We start from the raw sequence: 19,887 nt of genomic DNA, 5'->3' as shown, positions 1-19,887 counted from the left end.
TTGAGTGAGCCGATGCACTGGCCTAGGCCACTTCACTACCTCACTCAATCACCAAGTCACTATAGCTTGGTACTTCTAGCAGGCGCTCATTGGTGCGCTGCTCGAAATCTACGCGCCAGCAGAAATGCTGTAGGCCATTAGTAAGCAATAGTAGAGGCGCACCAATAGTTTGATTATACGTAGCTGCCTGCATGGCTACGGCGGCGGTTATAGCGACGGAGGGGGCTTTGCACTCAACCAGTAGCAGGGGCTGGCCATCGGGGCCAAGGGCGCAGAGGTCAGTGCGCTTCTGGCGTTGGTTGTAGCGGTGGCCGCGCTCCAGGGAGAGCAAACCTTTTGGGTAACCACGGTGGTTGATGAGGTAATGCACCACGTGTTGCCGGACCCATTCTTCAGGGGTAAGTACTACTTGTTTGCGGCGTAGTACATCCCAGATCAGCAAATTTTCGCTGGATTTCGTAACTTTGTATTCGAAAGGCGGCAGGTTCAACTCTTGCATCACCTCCAAAGGTACGGCCCCGGACTTCAGTTCCCGCTTTTCGCCCCGTACCGTCGTACCCTCCCGGGTCCCGACGGTTTTTTTGTATCCAACGGGAAAAGATAGCCGGAAGCGAATACTGTTACGTAAGTACCGCTTTCCTCCTCCTCTCCCTAACATTTACCTTTTTTGATTGCCTATGAAGACTAAATCCGACATTGTCGAGAACTGGCTGCCCCGCTACACCGGCGTACCGCTCAAGGAATTTGGCCAGTATATTCTGCTGACGAACTTCCTCAACTACGTGAACATGTTTGCCGAGCAGTTCGGCGTGGAAGTGCGCGGCCTCGATAAGCCTATGCAAACTGCCACCGCCAATGGCATCACCATCATCAACTTCGGTATGGGCTCGCCCATGGCCGCTACCGTGATGGACCTGCTTTCGGCCGTGAAACCCAAGGCAGCTCTTTTTCTGGGCAAATGCGGTGGTCTGAAAAACAAGACCAAACTCGGTGACCTAATTCTGCCCATCGCGGCCATTCGCGGCGAGGGTACTTCCGATGACTACCTACCCGCCGAGATTCCGGCGCTGCCGTCGTTCCGCTTGCAGCGGGCCGTGTCGTCGATGATCAAGAAGCACGAGAAAGACTACTGGACCGGCACGGTGTACACCACCAACCGCCGCGTGTGGGAGCACGACGAGAACTTCAAGGAGTACCTACGTCAGATCCGGGCTATGGCCGTGGACATGGAAACCGCGACTATCTTCACGGTGGGCTTCGTGAACGAGATTCCACACGGTGCCTTGCTGCTCGTGAGCGACAACCCCATGACGCCCGAAGGCGTGAAAACTTCGGAGAGCGACAAAAAAGTCACTAGCGACTTTGTAAACTCTCACCTGCAGATCGGGATTGAGTCGCTGATGGAGCTGAAAAACTCCGGCGAATCGGTGAAGCACATGCGCTTCGAATAAGCACTGTTTCTTTTGCCCTAGTGAAAAGGCCCAACGCTCGCGCTTGGGCTTTTTTTATGGGTAGCTACTTGATGATGAAGCCTAAACACCATTCTTCGCCTTCGTGAATAGTGGCCTAGGCCAACTGATTATTATTGAATTAACAACCCTACTAAAGTTGGACAACTACCCCGATTACGGCTACCTTGACCTTTGGCCCGGCGGCGCATAACTAGCTGCTTACTCCTGCTAGGCCAGTGTACAGCCTCCTGTCCCCCCACCGCAGCTTTAACCGTCTTACTTGATGACCCACTTCGACTCAAACTATCTTACTATCACTTCAGTAGCTGAGCAGCACGTGCTTACGGGCCGATGGCTACGCTCGGTGATGCCGTTTGAGCTGCATCGGGGTTATCAGACTTTGCTGGATATTGCCGCTGAGCGCCAGTGCCGCTACTGGCTGGTAGACATCCGGCGGCGCACCAGCATTGATGCGCTAGATGTCCACTGGATGCACGAGGAGTTTTATCCGCGCCTGTACCCGCGCTTAGGGCGTACTACGTTCATCGCCTTCCTGATGGCGCCTCACCAACTGGCCGGGGTTATGGCCAGTATGGCTCGCCCGGCCCCCTCCACCGCGGGAGAGGAGCCCTACGTACTCCAACGATTTACGGAAGAAAAACCCGCTTTAGAGTGGCTGCAGCACCAGCAGCAGTTAGAATCCGTGGTGCGGTAAGTTGAGTAGTGGCCTAGGTCTGCGCGTTGCGTACCTTCGCCTCCATGACTCGTTTCCGCCTTCTCGCCCTGCTCCCTTTGCTCGGGAGCGTTGCCGGCTGCCAGACCACCAGCCGCCAAGCCGCTGACCTTATCGTGTACAACGCCACGGTGTATACCGTAGACTCCGCCTTCAGCAAAGCCCAAGCCTTTGCCGTGAAGGATGGCAAGTTTGTGGGCGTGGGCTCCGCCGATGACATTCGGGGAAAATTTCAGGCCGAGAAGGAAGTTGATGCCCAGGGCCAGTTTGTGTACCCGGGCTTTTACGACGCACACTGCCATTTTTATCGCTACGCCCTGGGCTTGCGCGATGCTGATTTGGTAGGTACTGAGTCGTGGGGTGCGGTGGTGCAGAAGCTGCAGGCCCAGCGCCAGCAGTACCCCCAGGCTGCCTGGATTACCGGCCGAGGCTGGGACCAGAACGACTGGCCTAGCAAGCAGTTCCCCACCAAAGACACCCTGGACGCCCTCTTCCCCAACACGCCCGTGTTTATTGTGCGGGTAGATGGGCACGCGGCCCTAGTCAACCAGAAGGCTCTAGACTTGGCGGGCGTGACCAAGAACACGCCCATCAGCGGCGGCACCATTGCGCGCGATGCCCGCGGCAACCTGACTGGACTACTGGTAGATAATGCAGTGCGGTTGGTGTCGGGTAAAATACCAGAGCCCACCGCCGCTGAAGCAGAAGCCGCTTTGCTGCAAGCCCAGAAGAACTGCGTAGCCGTAGGCCTCACTAGTCTCGCCGATGCAGGCCTAGAAAAAGCCAACGTAGACCGGCTGGATGCTCTGCAGCAGCAGGGCAAGCTAAAGGTGCGCCTCTACACCATGCTGGCTCCCACAAAAGAAAACTTAGATTTCTACCTCAAGAATGGACCAGTATTTAAGGACCGCCTGACCGTGTGCTCGTTTAAGGTGTACGCCGATGGGGCCCTGGGCTCCCGCGGGGCCTGCCTGGTGCACCCTTACACAGATAAGCCAAAGGAAACGGGCTTCCTGCTTTCCTCCGTGGCCGACTACCGCAAGCTGGCGCAGCAGTTGGCCGCCAGCAAGTTTCAAATGAACACCCACGCCATTGGGGATTCCAGTAACCGTCTGCTGCTAGATATCTACGGTGAGGCGCTGAAAGGCCAGAAAGACCGGCGCTGGCGCATTGAACACGCCCAAATAGTGAGCAAGGCTGATGTAGCCAAGTTTGGGCAGTACGGCATTGTGCCCTCGGTGCAGCCCACCCACGCCACCTCCGATATGTATTGGGCCGGGGAGCGGCTAGGCCAGGAGCGCCTGAAAACGGCCTATGCCTTTAATGACCTGCGCAAGCAATACGGCCAGGTAGCCTTGGGCTCCGACTTCCCGGTGGAAGACATTAACCCGCTCTATGGGTTCCACTCGGCGGTAGCCCGGCAGGATGCCAAGAACTATCCCGCCCAAGGCTTCCAGATGGAAAACGCCCTGAGCCGTCCCGATGCCCTGCGCGGTATGACCACCTGGGCTGCCCACGCGGCCTTCGAGGATAAGCAGAAAGGGAGCATTAAGCCGGGCATGGCTGCCGACTTTGTGGTGCTGGGCCTTGACTTGCTGGAAGCCCCTAAGGAGCAGTTGCGCAACGCCAAAGTGCAGCAAACGTGGATTGCCGGCGAGCAGGTCTTCCAAGCCACCAAATAGACTAGTCTAAAACAGCACGGCCCGGTATCCAGCATGAGGATACCGGGCCGTGTTGCGTTTAGGATGGTTGCTTAACGCTGAGGAGCTTCATCGGCGGATCCGCCGTAAATAGCGGGTACCGGGATGTCGAGCAAGCGCAAGTACACCGAAAGCTGGCCGCGGTGGTGAATGAGGTGGTTGAGCACCATCGTGCGCACTACGGCAGTACGCGGAATGGTCAGGAAGACTTGCTCACCACGGCGCATGGTCCAGAGGTCGTGGAACGTGGCATCATCTACCTGGCCTAGCGCCTTCTGTATGTTCTCGCCGTTCACATCGAAGCGGCGCAGCACCTCGTCGGTCGTAGTTGGCGACGCGGGCATTTGCACCGTAGCCATGTCCGTCTCGGGGCCCTGCAATGACATTTGCAAAAAGCCCACTAGGTTGGCCATGTGAGAAGCCAATGTACCCAGCTTCATGGACTTTGGGTGGGGCTGCCAGCCGAACTGCTCGGTGGGTACACGCTCCAGCAGGCGGCGCGTGAGCTGCAGTTCGTGTTTCAGCTCTTGACTGAGGGCAGCCTGGAGAGAGGTAGTCTGTGCTTCCATGGGGGGGTGTAAGGAGTGAAATAATGCTATGCGTAACTGCTGGCGGCCTCAGAGGTTTTACCAAGCAAGCAAAAGCCCGCTCCAACCAGGAACGGGCTTTTGCATTAAACTACTTTTTGTGCGGGTCTCGGCTAAGTGGCCTAGGCCTTGGTGGCAGGCATTCCAACATTGGGGGTGGCGGGTGGCGGCCCCATTGCGGCTACTTCCGGTTTCAGTTCATCGCGCAGCTTCTTGCCCCGCAATGTCAGCAAGAAGATCAGGCCTAGTATGAAGAACACAATCAGGGACAAGATGCTGTTGCGCATGGAGCCCGTAATTTGAGCGATGATGCCAAATACGGCCGTACCTATCACGATGCTGAGCTTTTCCGTGACATCGAAGAAGCTGAAGAAGGCGGCGGTGTTAGGTGTGTTCTCGGGAATGATTTTAGAATACGTGCTGCGTGAAAGGCTCTGAATGGCACCCATGGTGAGCCCAATTACCGAGGCCAGCGCGTAAAAGCTCCAACCGGCTTGCACGAAATAACCCGCTACGCAAATGCACATCCAGATAAACACCGACCAGCTCAGGGCCCGAGTGTTGCCAATGCGCTCCGAAAGCTTAGCAAACAAGTAGGCGCCCAGAATGCCCACCACTTGCAGCAGCAGAATGGTGATAATGAGCGCGGTGCTTTCAAGCTTTAACTCTTTGTCGCCGAAGATAGTGGCCACGTACATCACGGTTTGCACGCCCATGTTGTAGGTGAAATAGGCAAGCAAGAAGCGCTTCAGATTGGGAAGCTGCTTGAGTTGGTCCCAGACCTTGCCTAGCTCCCGGAAGCCATTGAGTAGCCACCCCGAGTCATCTGTACCGGCGTTGGCACTGCGGCCAGGGTCGGGGGGCAGCGTGAAGAAGGGAATTTGCGCAAAACCAGCCCACCATATGCCCGTGAGCAGGAAAGAAATTCGAGCGGGCAGGCGGGCACCTTCGGGCGTGGAGGCATCAATGCCTAACAGGCCAGGAAACTGATTGATTACCAGGCATATTACTAGCAGCAAAACTGAGCCAATATAGCCCATAGAAAAGCCTCTGGCTGACAGCGAATCGTACTTTTCTTCCGACGAAATCAGCGGCAAGTAACTATTGTAGAATACAATAGACCCTGAAAACCCGAAGGTAGCCGAGATGAAGATGAACGTGCTTAGCGTAAGCGTATCGGGTGTAAAGAAGAACAGCGCCGCGCACGATATCGCCCCGATGTAGCAAAATATCTGCATGAACAGCTTCTTGCGACCCGAGAAGTCGGCCAGAGAAGTGAGAAAGGGGCTCACCAAAGCCACCAGCAAGAAAGCGGCTGAAATGGCGTATGTCAGCAGCGAAGAACCCGGCACCTCAAAGCCCAGGAAGCGTACGATATCCGTTTCAGGGCTGAGCGTTTTGGTAATGGCGCCCCAGTAAATTGGGAAGATTGAACTGGTAATTACTAGGGGGTAAACCGAGTTGGCCCAGTCGTAGAACGTCCAGCCGCGGGTAATGCGCTTGTCATCTTTCGGAATGGCATCAAAGGAAGCATCCGGCGCGGCGGCCGACGCTGAGGGAGTTGTCATAGAGGCAATGGTTGAGGTGAGTGCACCGGGCAAGATAACGGGATTCTGCGGTTGCGGTTGCTGGGCAGTTTTAGGGTTCTGTTACCACTGCTGCGCACTACCCGGCCGCCTTGCCAAAGCCAGTAGGCCAGTGCTGATCCGTAGAAGCCTCATGCAGGCAGGGCCGCGTACTGCTCCTCGGTGTCAACGTCAATAGCTCCCGCCGGGAATGGCACCGCCGCCACTAGCTCAGGGTGTTGTTTGAAGAGTTGCCCTGCTCCTGCCCCCGAAGGCATGCGTTGCAGCAATGGGCGCACTTCCCGACGGAAATAAGCGGGTGCTCCCCGCACCCCTTCATACTCCGCTGCAACAATGGGTTTACCCGTGGCCGCGCTGGTTTCTTGTAGGCAGAGCAACAACTCAGAATTTACCAAGGGCTGGTCACAAAGCATTACAAGCAAGTCTTCCCAGGTAGCGCATATACTTTCCAGCACTGCTAGTCCATATTTCAAGGATGCTCCCATGCCCTCAGCCCAATCAACACACCGAGTTGCCGTTAGCAGTAACCCATGCAGTTCGGGTAGTAGTTCCGTGTGCAACGCGCCCGTTATGACCAACACAGGGGCCCCGGCAGCTGCGGCCACGGCTGTTTCGGCAGCCCGACGCAACAATGTGCTTCCTTGGTACATGAGCAGTTGCTTGGGTCGACCGAGGCGCGAAGAGGAGCCGGCAGCTAACAGAAGGACGGCAGGCATGCGAGGTACTGATTAGGAAACTGCACTAGGTGTTTCACAATTCACACACGGCATCCACGCGGCCATCGGCTACCAAAGGGGCATCGGCGTGCAGGGGCGGGTGAATAGGATGCGGCGAGTCTCGCAAGAAACTGGCTGGCCGACTCGTCAAAACTGCTTGTATCTCGGAAATGATGGAAAGCGCAATTTCCTCGGGAGTTTCGGCCCCAATATTTAACCCAATGGGGCTGTACAAGCGGCCCTGCAATAGCTGCGCGGCCGTGGGTACCTCTTTCTCCAGATCAGTTAGCAGACGGTCGTATTTTTTGCGAGGGCCCAGTAGGCCTATGTACCGGGTAGGAGCATGAAGCAGGTGCCGCAACACAGCTAAGTCGTAGTAATAATTGTGCGTTATGAGCAAGGCAAAGCTGTTGCTCTGCGGCTCCTCGCTCACTTGCGCCAACGGTACTACCCGCACAGCCTCAGCCTCCGGGAAGCGGGACGGCTGTGCTTGGGCGGGCCGGCCATCCAGCACTTGCACCCGCCAGCCTAGGCCACTGGCTAAGCGCACTACGGGTTGCACATCGTTGCCGGCACCATATATGGTGAGCCGCACGGGAGGCCGCAGTATCTCTAAACACACCCGCACTGTAACCGGGCCTGCCGGGTAATGGCGCGTAGCTGGCTGACCGGCAGCTAATGCCGCACGTGCATCAGTCAGAATGGCGTCGTATAACTCAGAGCCGGCCGCTAGGCCACCCTGCACGGCTCCATCGGCGGTTAGCAACAGTCTTTCGCCCATTTGCACCGGGGCCGTGCTGCCGGCCAAACTGAACACGGTGGCCACTACGGCGGGAGCTTCAACTCCTTCGGCCCAGCGCCGCAGCAACTCCAAGGGATTATCAGGGTTTTGAAAGTCGAGGGGCTCGAGCAGAATCTGCACAATGCCCTGACAACCCAGCGCTGCCCCAAACTGCAAATCGTCGTCGGGGTCAGTCGAGTCGTAGGTAACGATGGTGGGCTTACCCCGCTGAATGGTTTGGCGGGCGCGGCGGCGGGCATCACCTTCTAGGCAGCCCCCACTGATGGCTCCCGTCAGCTGCCCATCTTCCGTGACCAGCATACGAGCCCCTGGCCTACGGTAAGCCGAGCCCGCTACATCTACTACCGAAGCCAGCGCACAGGCTCGGTTAGCAGCGCGATGTTCGTCGTAGGCCAGTAAGAGTCGTTGTAATTCAGTCATGAGTAGCGGTAATTGGCATCGACTATAGTTTACGCAAAAGCGTAGGGTTAAGCTGCCGGTTTACTTTGGATGAGATTCAGAAGGTTGTGGGGCCAGGTGGTTAACAAAGCAGTCCTTCCCACCATCTACCTGAACAAGAGTGGCCTAGACGGGAGTAGCGCCTAGTATTTTATCGGGGGTGATGGGAAGGCTACGCACGCGTTTACCGGTGGCATGATATACTGCGTTGGCTACGGCCGCCGCCACGCCCACCATCGATATTTCTCCGATGCCCTTTACTCCCATGGCATTAATATAGGGGTCGTGCTCCTCGATAAACTCAACTTGCATATCCGGAATATCGGCACTGACGGGAATATGGTAGTCGGCGAGGCTGGCGTTGGTATAACGGGCAAAATTCTCGTCGCGGACGGTCCTTTCCATTAGCGCGCATCCTATCCCGAAAATACTGCCGCCAATGATCTGACTGCGGGCAGTTTTAGCGTTCAGAATCCGGCCGGCCGCGTGCACGCTTACCCAACGGGTTACACGTACCGTGCCCAACGCGGGGTCTACTTTCACTTCGCAGAAATGCGCCCCGAAGGAGTGCATGGAGTGACCCGCCATATCGTCTTGGTGACCCGAATCGGCAGAACCGGCCGCTAGTCCCGACTCATAGCCGGCGCCATACTTACCGTTGCCAGTGCCCTCAATGTCAGTCGTTTCGTTGCGCTTCATCAGGGCCGCGTAGTCTTCACCCTTTGTCTTGTTGGCCTTGAGCATCATCCGGCCGTTTTCCACCATTACGTCGGCAGCTTTGGCCCGGTACAGCGGCGACTTTTTGTCCTGAATTGCCATCTTAATCAGTCTCTGCCACACATCTTGGGCCGCCATGTAAATGGAAGATGATACAGTACCCGCGGCTACTGAGCCGCCGGAGTTAGGGGCAGTAGGCAATTTGGTGTCACCAAGCTCAAAACGCACTTTATCGGGCGTGAGCCACAGCGCATCGGCGGCTACCTGCGTCATCACGGTGTAGGTGCCGGTGCCTAAGTCGGTGGCGCCGGTTTGCACCACGGCGTGGCCATCGGCGTAGAGGCGTACCCGGGCCGTACCCTGGTTGTTGTGCACGGGGTAGCTGGCCGTGGCCATGCCCATGCCCACCAATAAATTACCGTCGCGCGTCTGCCCCGCCTTGGGATTACGCTTGCTCCAGCCAAAAAGCTCGGCCCCTCGGGCATAGCACTGCTTTAGGCTTTTGCTGCTCCAAGGCTTGTTGGTGCTGTAGTCCTTGTCGGCATAATTCAGCAGCCGGATTTGTAAGGGGTCTAGGCCTACCTGATAGGCCAGATCGTCCATGGAGCACTCAATGGCAAACGAACCAGGTGCTTCCCCAGGCGCCCGCATAAACGTGGAGGTCATCACGTTAGCCCGGGCCAACTGGTAGGTTGATTCAAACGCCGGGCAGTTGTAGAGCAGGTTGATGATGCGGCTGTTCGGCTCGGCGTAATTGTCCCAGGGTGAGGTGGTAGAGGTCTTCTCGTGAATCAGAGCCAGCAGCTTCCCTTCTTTGGTTGCTCCAATTTTCAGGGTTTGAGTCTGATCTTCGCGGTGCCCCATGCTAGTAAACATCTGCGGGCGCGTCAGCGAAAGTTTTACTGGCCTACCCACTGCGCGGGCAGCTTGTACCGTGAGCACCGTGTGAGGCCACGTAGAGCCCTTACAACCAAAGCCGCCTCCCAGATATTTCGTTACTACGCGCACCTGTTCGGCCGCTAGGCCTAGCATGTTGCTCAAGGCCTTCTGGGTCCGTGTTACGCCCTGCGTCGACTCATACACCGTCAGGCGGTCGGGGGCCTCCCAGTGGGCGGTAGTAGCCCCAGGCTCCATGGGGTTATGGTGATTAATAGCGTGCGTGTAGGTATGGGTAAGTTGCACAGGCGCGGCGGCAAAAGCTGCTTTTGGGTTGCCGCGCACGGTGTGCCCGTCGGTTTTGCCGTCCTGCACTTTCTGCGGGTCAAATAGCTCTGCCTTTGGGTCTTCGTACGAGGCCAGGGGCTTCTCAGCCGCTATCTGTACCCGCACAAGAGCCGCCGCGTGCTGGGCGCGCTCCAGGGTATCGGCTACCACAATGGCCACGGGCTGCCCGGCGTAATGCACCTGGTCGGAGGTAAGCGGCAGGAAGCCCATGGGCGCCCCAATGGCTTTCTTGCCCTCTGGGTCGTTGGGCGTTTTGGCGAGCTTAGGCAGGTTTTGATGCGTCAGAATGGCTAATACGCCGGGTTCCTTCTGCGCTAAACTTATATCGATACTCTGAATGCGCCCTTTTGCCACGTCACTCGTTTTCAGCACCGCGTGCACTAGGCCGGGCAGGTTATTGTACTCGGCGGAGTACTTCGCCTGGCCCGTTACCTTCGCCCGACCATCTACACGGTCGAGGGGCTGCCCTACCGAGCCGGCCTTGGGGTTAGTTTCAAAGAATGCGGGTTCGATATCCATGAGGAAGTTTCTTCTTGGTAGATATGACCAGGTAGGGCTGAGCAAATCCTCCCCACTGGCCTAGCTGTTTTGGCGGCTAGCCAACTACTTTTTGCAGGGCCTGTACCAGTGTGTTTTGCGCCAGCTCCACTTTAAACCGATTATGCTCCCGCGGCTGAGCACCCCGCAAGGCGGCCGCAGCCGCAGCCCGGAACGTAGCTTCCGTGGCCGGGGCCCCGGTTAGTACCTGCTCGGCCTCGCGGGAACGCCAGGGCTGAGTTCCTACCCCACCCAGTGCCACACGGGCTGCCCGGATGGTGCCGTTCTGCACCTCTAGGCCTACTGCCGCTGAGGCCAGCGCATAGGCATAACTAGACCGCTCGCGTACTTTGAGGTAAGTAGAGCGCTGAGTATACGCCGCTGCAGGAACCGTAATAGCTACAATCAGCTCACCGGGTTCCAGCACAGTTTCTTTCTGCGGAGTAGTGCCAGGCAGCAAGTAAAACTCCGTGATGGGCACCCTACGCTGCTTGCCTTTGGCATTTTCGAGCGTCAATACGGCGTCAAAAGCCACAAGCGCTACGGATAAGTCGCCGGGATACGAGGTGGCAATGCATGCTTCGCTGGTTCCCAAGATGGCCAGGTTATGATTGTCTCCCTGGAGAGCGGGGCAGCCGGAGCCGGGCACGCGCTTATTGCATGGAAAGGCTGGATCGCGGAAATAGCCACAGCGCGTACGTTGCAGAATATTGCCCCCCATGCTAGCCATGTTGCGCAACTGAGGCGAAGCCGCCAGGAGCAGCGATTCGGAAATTGCGGGGAATTGCTGCAGCACAAGAGGATGCTCGCCCACGTCGCTCATTCGCTCCATTGCCCCAATGCGCAAGCCGTCGTTAGTTTTCTCAATGCCTTTGAATGGCAGCAAGTTGATGTCAACCAACTGGGAGTGTTGCTCCAGGTTAGCTTTCATCAGATCAAGCAGCGTAGTACCCCCGGCTATGTACGCTGCTTGCTTATCGTCGCGCACAATGGCGGTGGCGTCTTTGGCTTTTGAGGCCTGCTGGTAAGCGAAATTGTTCATGCTTTGCCTCCTTTTTGTTGCACTTCGCGCACAGCCGCCACAATATTGGGGTAAGCCCCACACCGGCATAAGTTGCCACTCATCCACTCCCGGGTTTGGGCATCAGTAGTAGCGTGTCCTTCATTCACGCATGCCACCCCCGACATAATTTGCCCCGAGGTGCAATACCCACATTGGAAGCCATCGTGCTTGATGAAGGCAGCCTGCATGGGATGCAGCTCCTCCCCTTTCGCAAGCCCCTCAATGGTGGTAATTTCTTTGCCTTGGCTCATCACCGCCAGGGTGAGGCAGGAGTTTACGCGGCGGCCATCTACTAGCACTGTGCAGGCTCCGCATTGTCCATGGTCGCACCCTTTTTTGGTGCCGGTGAGGTCGAGGTACTCCCGCAGAGCATCTAGTAGGGTCACGCGGGGCTCCAGTTGCAGGGTGCGCACGGCGCCATTCACCTTCAAACGCATCGGCCAAACTCCTTCCACTTTCCCCGATAGCGCCGTGAGCCGCTCGGCCTGACTTATGAGAGGTGGAGCCAGCGCAAGACCCAGAATACCACCGGCCTGCTTCATAAAGCTTCGCCGCGACGCATCATTCGGGAGCGGTTCCGGTGGCCTAGTATCGGCTGGGTCCGGAGTAAATAAGTCAGACATAAAAGTAACTGGAAGAAGAGTTTAAGAACCCAGGAGTGCCACACACCAACAACACAGCGTTACCACTTGGTGACAACAGCCCGGTGCGTTACCTGTTCAGTTGGCACATCCTGACGCACAATGGGCTGCTATTAGCTCACGGAGCGTAACTCAACTGTGTACGCAAGCGCTACGCCCGAGTTAGGTGCATACGCGACACTCTGCGTTTCTTTTTAGCCAGTTGCCTGCTCATATAACTCCGCCGCTTTTTATACTGACCCAACATAAAAGGCGTATTAGCATTTGCTCGGTTGGAAAATAAAAAAGTCCCCCGCCGAAACAGGGGACTTACAGTAATGGCTTTGCAGAAGGTGTGTGCTAGTGGCCTAGAGGTTATTTCTGCGCCTGATATTTAGACTTGATGAAGTCCAGCATTTCCCGGACCTGCTCATCATCTTTGTTGACTTCAATTTTCCAGAGAGCTTCAACTAGTAGCATGAGCAAGCTGGTTTCCTTGGCCGGATCTGCGTATCCCAGCTTTTCGAAGGCGTTATGCAACAAAGCAGGCACCGGCTGTAAAAAGCGCTCATGCTGCTTCTGGGCCGTAGCGCTATCAGTGAGCCTCGACTGTAATTTCCAGAAGTGAGGTTCCTCGCGCACCAGCTTGTACGGCAATTCTATTACGCTGTGCACAAACTCTAAGGGTGCCCGGCCTTCATACCAGCCACGGTTTTGCTCGATAATACGCTTGTAGCCCTTCTTAATAATGAAATCAAGCAACTGCTCCTTTGAGCCGAAATGCTTGAAAATAAGAGCTTCAGACACTCCCGCTTCCTTGGCAATTAATTGCGTGGGGGTATGTTCAAAGCCCTTTTCCCCAAAAAGCTGTAGGGCAGTTTGAGCAATGTGCTGCTTGCGGTTGGTCATGGACGGAGTTCAGTTTCTACTATTGGGGCTCAATATAGCACCCTAAAATACCTCTATTGCGTAAATACGGCATTTTACTGCTCAGTAGTTAGCAAAATTTCAGGCTAAATAGTCGGGCTCGTAGCAGTTGACTCCAACATTCCTCTCCTAAGCACTGTCAGGTGAAATCAGCTAATTGGTTTGTTGCTGTGCTCCACAACGCTAATAACCACTAGGCCTTATATACCATAAGCCGGCCGAACTGGAGGGGGTCCAATTCGGCCGGCTGCGAGGAGGTAGAAATTTGGCGTCGGGGCCGGGGAGCCACACGACTTTCTACAAATTTCGCCAGATGGGTGGGATCAGCATCTGGGTAAACGGGGCGTGGGAATTTTGGGGCCAGGTGGGGTGGGAGACACCTGGGTAAGCGGGCGTGGGAATTATCAATCAGTTGCCTTGGTGGGATAAGCCAGCTGATTGATGGGACAATATTAAGCAAAGATTTTTAAATGCAAGTAAGTATTCACTTTTTTTAGTGAGTATACACTTACTTTTATTCATTTACGAACGTTTGTTATTGGCTTTGCAACCTCCTACGGGCATTTTAGGGGTATTGTTGCATTTAATAAAAAACTAACGAATGTTTGTTTCAGCGAGAGTGTTCACTTACTTTTAGCGACGTTCTCGCGTCATCCCACTGCATAGCCAATGCTTTTCAACCCAGAGATAGAACAGCTGCCACTGCCTCAGCTGCGGGAATTGCAGAACGCTCGGCTGAAGCAGCAAGTGGCCTACGCATACGCCAGGGTGCCCTTTTATAAACAGAAGCTTGACGCAGCCGGCGTACACCCCTCCACGTTCAAGGGCCTGGTTGATTTACCTAAGTTGGGCTTCACGAGGAAAACTGACTTTCGCGACAACTATCCCTTTGGCCTCTTTGCTGTGCCGGAAACTGAGGTTGCCCGGCTGCACTGTTCCAGCGGTACCACTGGCAAAGCCACAGTAGTGGGCTACACTGCCGCAGACCTCGAAATATTTGCGGAGGTAGTGGCCCGCTCCTTAGCCGCTGCTGGCTGCCGCCCCGGCATGAAACTGCAAAACGCCTATGGCTACGGACTGTTTACGGGTGGCCTAGGCATCCATTACGGCGCTGAAAAATTGGGCCTCACGGTTATACCCGTATCCGGTGGGGGCACCGAACGCCAACTGCAATTACTGCAGGACTTCCGACCGGAAATATTATGCGCCACCCCCTCCTACGCCCAATTGTTGGCCGAGGAACTGCAGCGCCGCGGCATTGCGCGCGAGGCTATACACCTACAATATGCTGCGTTGGGTGCTGAGCCTTGGACAGAAACGATCCGGCAACAAGTAGAAACTGGCCTAGGTGTGCAGGCTACAAATATTTATGGCCTCAGCGAGATTATGGGCCCGGGCATATCGCAGGAAGATGTGAATGAGCGCGGCACCGGCAGCTACATCTGGGAAGACCATTTTTACCCCGAGGTAGTAGATAAGGACACGGGTGAGCCAGTGGCAGAAGGTGAACTAGGCGTTTTGGTGTTTACCACGCTTACCAAGCAAGCCATGCCCATTCTGCGGTACTGGACCAATGATATAACCAACATCTACTACGATAAGTCGGGAAGTCGCACCCATGTAAAGATGGGCCCAATCAGGGGCCGCTCCGACGATATGCTCATCATCCGGGGCGTTAACTTCTTTCATACTCAGGTAGAAGATGTGTTAAGTGGCCTAGAGCATATTAGCCCTTATTACCAAGTAGTGGCTTCGCGCCGGGGCAGCCTAGATGAGGTAGAAGTGAATGTAGAAGTTAGCCAAGCCCTTATGCGCGAGTTAGGCCTGCACACCGTAACCGAGGCAGCAATAGCAGATCACGAATGCCTCAAGATACTACAACACTCTTTCGCCCAGAAGCTTAAAGACTCAATTGGGTTAAGCATGCGGGTTACGCTCCTCGGGTTTGGCGAATTACCGCGTAGCGAGGGCGGCAAGCTTACACGCGTAAAGGACCTGCGCAACCTGGCCTAAACTAGCTGAGTAATCCCTCCCAAGCACATCATAATTACTTTCCTCAGCTCATTCTTCACCTTACCGTTTACCGTCCTGCTGCTCCTCCACCCATCAATGGCTAAGAAAACTAAAACCAACAAACGGCAAACCATCATCGAGGAAGCAGCTAAGCTGTTCAAAGACCGGGGCTTCGGGGGTACCTCCATGCGCGATTTAGGCGCTCAGGTAGGCATGGAGGCTGCCAGTATGTACAACCACATCAACTCTAAGGACGAGATTCTGGAACACATTTGCTTTCATGTTTCCAACACGTACATCTCGCAGCTAGCCCAGATTGAACAAACCCAAATTTCCTACGTGGAGAAGATAAAGGCGCTGATTCGGCTGCACGTGCACTTAATGATTGAGGACGGCGCGGCCGTGTCGGTGGCCAACAACGACTGGAAATACCTGACTGGCGACAAGCTGACACAGTTTAAAGATGCCCGTAAGCGCTACGAACGGGGTTTTGCAGCCCTTATTGAGCAGGGCATTGCGGCCGGCGAGTTGCAGCCTGTAAATGTATCGGTAGCCTTGTTTACCATTCTTTCGGCGGTGCGCTGGGTGGAGCTGTGGTACCGGCCCGGCCGAGGCATTTCGGGCGAAGAGCTGGAGCAAAACATCATGACCATTCTGCTAAACGGGCTGGCGAAATAGATTCAGCGGCCGGTCACTAGTTGTGAGTTTCCCTGTGAGCACCCAGCAACGCGCCGCTGGCACCCGGCAATGTATAACTGACAACTCATCATGAGTCGATTTCATAAAGTCAAAATCAAGCGCATCAACAAGGAAACACCCGACTGCGTGACGCTGTCGTTGGATGTACCGGCGGAACTGCGCGACACTTTTAAGTTCACCCAGGGCCAATACCTCACCTTTCGGCGGGAGCATGATGGTGAGGAGTTGCGCCGCTCCTACTCCATATGCAGCAGCCCCCTCGATGGGGAATGGCAAGTGGCTATTAAGAAGGTACCTGAGGGCCGCTTTTCTTCCCTGGCCGTAGACAGCTTGCGCGTGGGCGAAGAGCTGGACGTAATGCCGCCCGCGGGTCGCTTTTACACTGAGCTGCACCCCGAGCAAGCAAAGCATTACGTGGCCTTCGCGGCGGGCAGCGGCATTACGCCGGTTTTTTCCATTGTGAAAACTATCCTCCTGACCGAGCCTAAGAGTCAGGTTACCCTGATTTATGGCAACCGTGGGCGCAACTCTATTATTTTCAAGGAGGCCATTGAGGGTCTGAAAAACAAGTTTCTGCAGCGCCTCAGTGTCTACCACATTCTCAGCCGCGAACAGGGCGATACTGACTTGTTGTTCGGCCGCATCGACGAAGCCAAAACGCAACAGTTCTTGCAGAAGATTCTGCCCGCCGAGCAGATCGACGAAGCCTTTATCTGCGGTCCGGAAGAGATGATCAACGGCGTGCGCTCGGCCCTGAGTGGCGCGGGCGTAGCCTCGGAGAAGGTTCATTTTGAAATGTTTACCTCAGCAGGCGGCGCCAAGAAAGCTACTGGCCCAACCAAACCGCACCCCGTTGGCGAGGACGACAAGAAAAGTCAAGTAACGGTACAGCTTGATGGCAGCACCCGCATCCTGGAGATGTCGTACTATGGCAATACGATTCTGGATGAACTGCTGGACATGGGTGTGGATGCACCATACTCCTGCAAGAACGGCATGTGCAGCACCTGCCGCTGCCGCGTAACCGAGGGTCAGGTTGAAATGGACGTAAACTACTCGCTCTCCGACACTGAGGTTGCCAAAGGCTACGTCCTGTCTTGTCAGGCTAGGCCTACATCTGAGATGGTAAAGGTCGATTTTGATCAGTAAGTGGCCTACAGAAATGTCAGGCTGGGTAAAGCGCAAAATCAATTTAGATGACTGTAATATTTGCTCAGTTTCTGCACGCACACCGAAAGGGCAAGCGCAATATTTTCCTTACTTTTAACTAACGAATGTTAGTTAATCTTTGTTAGAGAGGCATGGAAACGCTAGAACTCACCCAGGAAGAACAGTTTCAGGCTCGTATCGACGCGGACATGCGCATTGAGCCCAAAGATTGGATGCCCGACGCGTATCGCAAGACGCTGATCCGGCAGATATCTCAGCACGCTCACTCTGAGCTGGTTGGCATGCTGCCCGAAGGCAACTGGATTACGCGTGCTCCTTCGCTGAAGCGGAAATCCATTCTGCTGAGCAAAGTGCAGGACGAAGCCGGCCACGGCCTCTACCTCTACAGCGCTGCCGAAACGCTGGGTGCCTCCCGTGACCAAATGCTCGCCGACTTACATTCCGGCAAGGCTAAGTACTCCAGCATTTTCAACTACCCCACCCTTAGCTGGGCCGATATGGGCACAGTAGGCTGGCTGGTAGATGGAGCCGCCATTCTCAATCAAGTGCCGCTCTGCCGGACTTCCTACGGCCCTTACGCCCGCGCTATGGTGCGGGTGTGCAAGGAAGAAAGCTTCCACCAGCGCCAGGGCTTTGAGATCATGCAGACTCTCTGCGAAGGGGCCCCCGAGCAGAAAGCTATGGCCCAGGAAGCGTTGAACCGCTGGTGGTGGCCTACACTAATGATGTTCGGCCCCAAAGATGCCGACTCCCCTAATACTGAGCAGTCGATGAAGTGGCGCATTAAGCGTTTCACCAACGACGAGCTGCGTCAGAAGTTCGTGGACATGATGGTTCCTCAAGCCGAGTTCCTGGGCCTGACTGTGCCCGACCCAAACCTGAAGTGGAACGAGGCCAAAAATGGCTACGACTTCGGCGAGGTAGACTGGGAGGAGTTCTGGAACGTGGTAAAAGGCAACGGCATGTGCAATAAAGACCGCCTCGGCGCCCGCGTGAAGGCGCACGAAGAAGGAGCCTGGGTCCGCGAGGCCGCTCTGGCCCACGCCGCCAAGCGCAAGCAACGCGCTGAGCAAGAAGCCGTTCAGCAAGTGGCCTAGGCCAATTTGCATTAGATAAAGAACGTCATGTCGAGCTTGTCGAGACATCTCGCGTGCTGACGTTGAGTTAGTAGCTAGATGATGCAGGCGAGATGTCTCGACAAGCTCGACATGACGGCCTGGGGTAATCACCCTATACACTCCTAGGCCTCTCCCCTACTCCAATTACCGCGAAACTCACCATTTCACCACACATGACTCAGCACGAATGGCCTCTGTGGGAGGTTTTTATCCGCAGCAAGCAGGGCCTCGATCATAAGCACGTGGGCAGCCTGCACGCCGCCGACGCGGCCATGGCCATCCAGAACGCCCGCGACGTGTACACGCGCCGCATGGAGGGCATCAGCATTTGGGTGGTGGAGTCGAAGCATGTGCACGCCTCTAACCCCGACGATGCGGCCGCCTTCTTTGACCCCGCCAACGATAAAGTATACCGGCACCCCACGTTCTACGAGGTTCCGGATTCTATTAAGCACATGTAATGTCAGAGGTTATGCAAGTCACTCCATCCGAAACGGTTTCGTTGGCCAAATACACGCCGGAGGTGCGGCAGCAGCTGTTCCGCTACGTGCTGCAGCTTGCCGATACCAGCCTGATTCTAGGCCACCGGCTCTCGGAGTGGTGCGGCCACGGCCCCATTCTGGAGCAGGATCTGGCCATGGCTAACATTGCCTTGGACTTGCTCGGTGAAACCCGCAGCCTCTACCAGTACGCCGCCGAGTTAGAAGGACAAGGCCGCACCGAGGACGACTTAGCGTTTCTGCGCCTGGCTACTGAGTATCAGAACCCTTTGCTGGTGGAGCAGCCCAACGGCGACTTCGCGGATACTGTGGTGCGGCAGTTCCTGTTCGATAACTTTCACTACCACTTTCTGCAGCAGCTCCAAACTAGCCCCGATGAGCGTTTGGCGGCCATTGCTGAGAAGGCCTGGAAGGAAGCTGCATACCACCTCAAATGGAGCTCGGAGTGGATGATCCGGCTGGGGGATGGCACCGAGGAAAGCCGACAGCGCGTTGAAAAAGCCCTTGCTAACCTGTGGCGTTACTCCGGCGAGCTAACCACGCCTACTGCCACCGAGCAAGCCCTGCAGTCTCTTAACCTGATACCAGATTACGCTGCGCTGCTGCCCGCCATGCAGGCTCACGTGGCGAAGGTGTTTGAGGAAGCCACCTTACCCGTACCCGCCGAAACGTACATGCAGAAAGGCGGCAAGGCTGGGCGCCACACGGAGCACCTCGGCTACATTCTGGCTGAGCTGCAGTACATGCAACGTACTTACCCCGGCCTGAAATGGTAGCCGAAACGCCCATGCCCACCGAGGAGCGCATCTGGCAATTGCTGGACGATGTCTTCGACCCGGAAGTGCCCGTGCTGAGCATTCTGGACTTGGGCATTGTGCGTGGTGTGCAGGTGCAGGGCCAACAGGTAACCGTAACCATTACGCCCACCTACTCGGGATGCCCGGCTATGAACACTATTGCCACGGACATCCGGCTGCGTTTGCTGGCGGAGGGCATTACACAGGTAACCATCAATAACCAGCTCCGCCCCGCCTGGACCACCGATTGGATGACGGCTGCCGGCCGCGAGAAATTGGAGGCCTATGGTATTGCGGCTCCCATCAACGGCACCGCTACCGGCCATGTCCTCAATCTCTTCGGTCAGGATACCGCCGTGCGCTGCCCCCTCTGCAAGTCGGAGCACACGCATTTAGTCAGCCAGTTCGGCTCCACCGCCTGCAAAGCCTCTTACCAGTGTGATGACTGCCTGGAGCCGTTTGACTATTTCAAATGTCACTAGTCGCTAG

General features: G+C 55.9%; 19 protein-coding genes. 10 read left to right on the top strand and 9 right to left on the bottom strand.

Going from position 1 to position 19,887, the window contains the following annotated elements; genetic code table 11:
* Positions 1-40 precede the first annotated feature (40 nt).
* Entirely contained in the window at positions 41-499 is a 459-nt protein-coding gene (locus EU556_RS12630; protein WP_135434454.1) for a type I restriction enzyme HsdR N-terminal domain-containing protein, read from the bottom strand.
* 178 nt (positions 500-677) lie between these two features.
* Here EU556_RS12630 and EU556_RS12625 point away from each other — a divergent pair, with 178 nt between their 5' ends.
* The 3 genes from EU556_RS12625 (at position 678) to EU556_RS12615 (ending at position 3,866) form a co-directional block, all read left to right on the top strand.
* Positions 678-1,451, top strand: a complete 774-nt coding sequence (locus EU556_RS12625) for an AMP nucleosidase (protein WP_135434453.1) — start codon at positions 678-680, stop codon at positions 1,449-1,451.
* A 283-nt stretch (positions 1,452-1,734) separates the two neighbouring features.
* On the top strand, positions 1,735-2,166 hold the full coding sequence (locus EU556_RS12620; RefSeq protein WP_135434452.1) for a hypothetical protein: 432 nt from the start codon (positions 1,735-1,737) through the stop codon (positions 2,164-2,166).
* A 44-nt stretch (positions 2,167-2,210) separates the two neighbouring features.
* The gene (locus EU556_RS12615) at positions 2,211-3,866 is read left to right on the top strand and encodes an amidohydrolase (RefSeq protein WP_135434451.1); all 1,656 of its coding nucleotides are present in this window, start codon (positions 2,211-2,213) and stop codon (positions 3,864-3,866) included.
* Between the two features lie 71 nt (positions 3,867-3,937).
* On the opposite strand, the gene EU556_RS12610 is transcribed toward EU556_RS12615, so the two are convergent.
* From EU556_RS12610 to EU556_RS12575, 8 genes are all read right to left on the bottom strand, one after another.
* Positions 3,938-4,453 (bottom strand): DinB family protein, encoded by a 516-nt coding sequence (locus EU556_RS12610; RefSeq protein ID WP_135434450.1) that lies wholly within the window; start codon positions 4,451-4,453, stop codon positions 3,938-3,940.
* A gap of 140 nt (positions 4,454-4,593) precedes the next feature.
* Complete coding sequence (locus EU556_RS12605; protein ID WP_135434449.1) at positions 4,594-6,039, bottom strand: MFS transporter; 1,446 nt, start codon at positions 6,037-6,039, stop codon at positions 4,594-4,596.
* A gap of 149 nt (positions 6,040-6,188) precedes the next feature.
* Positions 6,189-6,773 carry a nucleotidyltransferase family protein gene (locus EU556_RS12600; protein WP_135434448.1) on the bottom strand — a complete coding sequence of 195 codons (585 nt, stop codon included), beginning with the start codon at positions 6,771-6,773 and terminating at the stop codon, positions 6,189-6,191.
* Between the two features lie 34 nt (positions 6,774-6,807).
* Complete coding sequence (locus EU556_RS12595) at positions 6,808-7,995, bottom strand: XdhC family protein (protein WP_135434447.1); 1,188 nt, start codon at positions 7,993-7,995, stop codon at positions 6,808-6,810.
* Between the two features lie 144 nt (positions 7,996-8,139).
* Positions 8,140-10,473 (bottom strand): xanthine dehydrogenase family protein molybdopterin-binding subunit, encoded by a 2,334-nt coding sequence (locus EU556_RS12590; protein WP_135434446.1) that lies wholly within the window; start codon positions 10,471-10,473, stop codon positions 8,140-8,142.
* Between the two features lie 76 nt (positions 10,474-10,549).
* Entirely contained in the window at positions 10,550-11,533 is a 984-nt protein-coding gene (locus tag EU556_RS12585; protein ID WP_135434445.1) for an FAD binding domain-containing protein, read from the bottom strand.
* Positions 11,530-12,177 carry a (2Fe-2S)-binding protein gene (locus tag EU556_RS12580; protein WP_135434444.1) on the bottom strand — a complete coding sequence of 216 codons (648 nt, stop codon included), beginning with the start codon at positions 12,175-12,177 and terminating at the stop codon, positions 11,530-11,532. Before EU556_RS12580 ends, EU556_RS12585 begins: the two co-directional genes overlap by 4 nt.
* A 372-nt stretch (positions 12,178-12,549) precedes the next feature.
* Positions 12,550-13,083: a TetR/AcrR family transcriptional regulator gene (locus EU556_RS12575; protein ID WP_135434443.1), complete on the bottom strand. Its 534-nt coding sequence runs from the start codon at positions 13,081-13,083 to the stop codon at positions 12,550-12,552.
* 687 nt (positions 13,084-13,770) lie between these two features.
* On the opposite strand from EU556_RS12575, the gene EU556_RS12570 reads away from it, so the two are divergent.
* The 7 genes from EU556_RS12570 (at position 13,771) to paaD (ending at position 19,880) form a co-directional block, all read left to right on the top strand.
* On the top strand, positions 13,771-15,114 hold the full coding sequence (locus tag EU556_RS12570) for a phenylacetate--CoA ligase family protein (protein WP_135434442.1): 1,344 nt from the start codon (positions 13,771-13,773) through the stop codon (positions 15,112-15,114).
* Between the two features lie 96 nt (positions 15,115-15,210).
* On the top strand, positions 15,211-15,792 hold the full coding sequence (locus EU556_RS12565; RefSeq protein ID WP_135434441.1) for a TetR/AcrR family transcriptional regulator: 582 nt from the start codon (positions 15,211-15,213) through the stop codon (positions 15,790-15,792).
* 90 nt (positions 15,793-15,882) lie between these two features.
* Positions 15,883-16,962: a 1,2-phenylacetyl-CoA epoxidase subunit PaaE gene (gene paaE, locus EU556_RS12560; protein WP_135434440.1), complete on the top strand. Its 1,080-nt coding sequence runs from the start codon at positions 15,883-15,885 to the stop codon at positions 16,960-16,962.
* A gap of 152 nt (positions 16,963-17,114) precedes the next feature.
* Positions 17,115-18,080 carry a 1,2-phenylacetyl-CoA epoxidase subunit PaaA gene (gene paaA / locus EU556_RS12555; protein ID WP_135434439.1) on the top strand — a complete coding sequence of 322 codons (966 nt, stop codon included), beginning with the start codon at positions 17,115-17,117 and terminating at the stop codon, positions 18,078-18,080.
* A gap of 194 nt (positions 18,081-18,274) precedes the next feature.
* Positions 18,275-18,562, top strand: a complete 288-nt coding sequence (gene paaB / locus EU556_RS12550) for a 1,2-phenylacetyl-CoA epoxidase subunit PaaB (RefSeq protein WP_088842701.1) — start codon at positions 18,275-18,277, stop codon at positions 18,560-18,562.
* A gap of 11 nt (positions 18,563-18,573) precedes the next feature.
* On the top strand, positions 18,574-19,377 hold the full coding sequence (paaC, locus tag EU556_RS12545) for a 1,2-phenylacetyl-CoA epoxidase subunit PaaC (RefSeq protein WP_135434438.1): 804 nt from the start codon (positions 18,574-18,576) through the stop codon (positions 19,375-19,377).
* Entirely contained in the window at positions 19,371-19,880 is a 510-nt protein-coding gene (paaD, locus tag EU556_RS12540; protein WP_135434437.1) for a 1,2-phenylacetyl-CoA epoxidase subunit PaaD, read from the top strand. The genes paaC and paaD overlap by 7 nt, the downstream gene beginning before the upstream one ends.
* Positions 19,881-19,887: the final 7 nt, after the last annotated feature.

This window comes from Hymenobacter fodinae (assembly GCF_004745825.1).
GTDB lineage: Bacteria > Bacteroidota > Bacteroidia > Cytophagales > Hymenobacteraceae > Hymenobacter > Hymenobacter fodinae.
Note: the sequence above shows the minus strand (reverse complement) of the source record. Positions and strands in the feature narration are given on the sequence as shown.

What these genes read in the sequence shown, in the direction of transcription:
- EU556_RS12630 (WP_135434454.1), bottom strand. Translation starts at nt 499, where the DNA reads ATGCAAGAGTTGAACCTGCCGCCTTTCGAATACAAAGTTACGAAATCC.
- EU556_RS12625 (WP_135434453.1), top strand. Translation starts at nt 678, where the DNA reads ATGAAGACTAAATCCGACATTGTCGAGAACTGGCTGCCCCGCTACACC.
- EU556_RS12620 (WP_135434452.1), top strand. Translation starts at nt 1,735, where the DNA reads ATGACCCACTTCGACTCAAACTATCTTACTATCACTTCAGTAGCTGAG.
- EU556_RS12615 (WP_135434451.1), top strand. Translation starts at nt 2,211, where the DNA reads ATGACTCGTTTCCGCCTTCTCGCCCTGCTCCCTTTGCTCGGGAGCGTT.
- EU556_RS12610 (WP_135434450.1), bottom strand. Translation starts at nt 4,453, where the DNA reads ATGGAAGCACAGACTACCTCTCTCCAGGCTGCCCTCAGTCAAGAGCTG.
- EU556_RS12605 (WP_135434449.1), bottom strand. Translation starts at nt 6,039, where the DNA reads ATGACAACTCCCTCAGCGTCGGCCGCCGCGCCGGATGCTTCCTTTGAT.
- EU556_RS12600 (WP_135434448.1), bottom strand. Translation starts at nt 6,773, where the DNA reads ATGCCTGCCGTCCTTCTGTTAGCTGCCGGCTCCTCTTCGCGCCTCGGT.
- EU556_RS12595 (WP_135434447.1), bottom strand. Translation starts at nt 7,995, where the DNA reads ATGACTGAATTACAACGACTCTTACTGGCCTACGACGAACATCGCGCT.
- EU556_RS12590 (WP_135434446.1), bottom strand. Translation starts at nt 10,473, where the DNA reads ATGGATATCGAACCCGCATTCTTTGAAACTAACCCCAAGGCCGGCTCG.
- EU556_RS12585 (WP_135434445.1), bottom strand. Translation starts at nt 11,533, where the DNA reads ATGAACAATTTCGCTTACCAGCAGGCCTCAAAAGCCAAAGACGCCACC.
- EU556_RS12580 (WP_135434444.1), bottom strand. Translation starts at nt 12,177, where the DNA reads ATGTCTGACTTATTTACTCCGGACCCAGCCGATACTAGGCCACCGGAA.
- EU556_RS12575 (WP_135434443.1), bottom strand. Translation starts at nt 13,083, where the DNA reads ATGACCAACCGCAAGCAGCACATTGCTCAAACTGCCCTACAGCTTTTT.
- EU556_RS12570 (WP_135434442.1), top strand. Translation starts at nt 13,771, where the DNA reads ATGCTTTTCAACCCAGAGATAGAACAGCTGCCACTGCCTCAGCTGCGG.
- EU556_RS12565 (WP_135434441.1), top strand. Translation starts at nt 15,211, where the DNA reads ATGGCTAAGAAAACTAAAACCAACAAACGGCAAACCATCATCGAGGAA.
- paaE (WP_135434440.1), top strand. Translation starts at nt 15,883, where the DNA reads ATGAGTCGATTTCATAAAGTCAAAATCAAGCGCATCAACAAGGAAACA.
- paaA (WP_135434439.1), top strand. Translation starts at nt 17,115, where the DNA reads ATGGAAACGCTAGAACTCACCCAGGAAGAACAGTTTCAGGCTCGTATC.
- paaB (WP_088842701.1), top strand. Translation starts at nt 18,275, where the DNA reads ATGACTCAGCACGAATGGCCTCTGTGGGAGGTTTTTATCCGCAGCAAG.
- paaC (WP_135434438.1), top strand. Translation starts at nt 18,574, where the DNA reads ATGCAAGTCACTCCATCCGAAACGGTTTCGTTGGCCAAATACACGCCG.
- paaD (WP_135434437.1), top strand. Translation starts at nt 19,371, where the DNA reads ATGGTAGCCGAAACGCCCATGCCCACCGAGGAGCGCATCTGGCAATTG.